Origin of the sequence: Synechococcus sp. OH2 (genome assembly GCF_047462155.1) — a bacterium.
GTDB lineage: Bacteria > Cyanobacteriota > Cyanobacteriia > Thermostichales > Thermostichaceae > Thermostichus.
Genome location: NZ_JANSIR010000044.1, coordinates 10,745 through 11,561, shown reverse-complemented (window position 1 = coordinate 11,561; position 817 = coordinate 10,745). Strand labels below are relative to the sequence as shown.

Genomic DNA, 817 nt, shown 5'->3' with positions numbered 1-817 from the left:
TCAGATCTGGCACCTGGGCAAACATAGCCGCGGCAGCCGTCTTGACAATGTCCACCGAGTTGAGGTTAATCACCTTCACGGCCTTGATGCGCCGCAGACCCGAATCGTAAAAGGCCTTGAGCGCGTCCATGGCATTCCGATCCAGGTAGCGGCCTGTCAGGTCGTAGGTTTTGATCAGTGTGGTTACGGCATCCCGCATATCCCCAACTCCGTTCCTGTAACTCTATGTAAAAGTAGCTTGAGATGAGAATTTTGCCGGCAACGTCCAAAGGCCAGCCTTGGAAAATCGAGCCAAAGCCCAACACCGGCAGCGCTCCAAGCTCCCCACTTGCCCCCAGAAGTTTAGCATGCGGGGGGTTCTTTCCTGCCTTCTCCTGAGACAATGGCAGATGTTGTTACGAAAATGTAACCTTTCTGCAACGCTCTAGGGATCCGGCAGCAGCACCCGCAGTGGCCTGAGCAGCCTGCCTTGGCAGTGTCCCAACCCTAAGAACGCTCCTTGTTGGCTCTTCACCCGCAGAGTCTCGGCAGTGGCCTGAGCAGGATCCAGGGGAATGGCCTGACCTTGTTGCCAGCGCTGCGCCTCAGCCGGAGACAAGGATACTGAGTCCCAACCGCGAAATCCCCACTCAATCGGCAGCAGGGCGGCGGCGGGATCGGCGGATCCCTGCCACTGCTCCAGGGGCAGGCTCTCTTGGATGCGAAAGGGGCCACTTTGCAACCGTCGCAGGCGGCTCATCAAGCCTCCGCAGCCCAATTTCTCTCCCAGGTCGCGGGCGAGGGCGCGGATGTAGGTGCCAGGGCCACAGGCAATCTC

Annotated in this window: 1 protein-coding gene and 1 pseudogene; both read right to left on the bottom strand. The window is 59.1% G+C overall.

Annotated elements, in window-relative coordinates:
- Positions 1–199 (bottom strand): annotated as a pseudogene (locus NW835_RS03245) (allophycocyanin subunit beta); the annotation flags it as partial.
- Between the two features lie 225 nt (positions 200–424).
- A partial coding sequence (locus tag NW835_RS03240) for a tRNA pseudouridine(55) synthase TruB (protein ID WP_414414509.1) occupies positions 425–817 on the bottom strand: 393 nt, incomplete at its 5' end.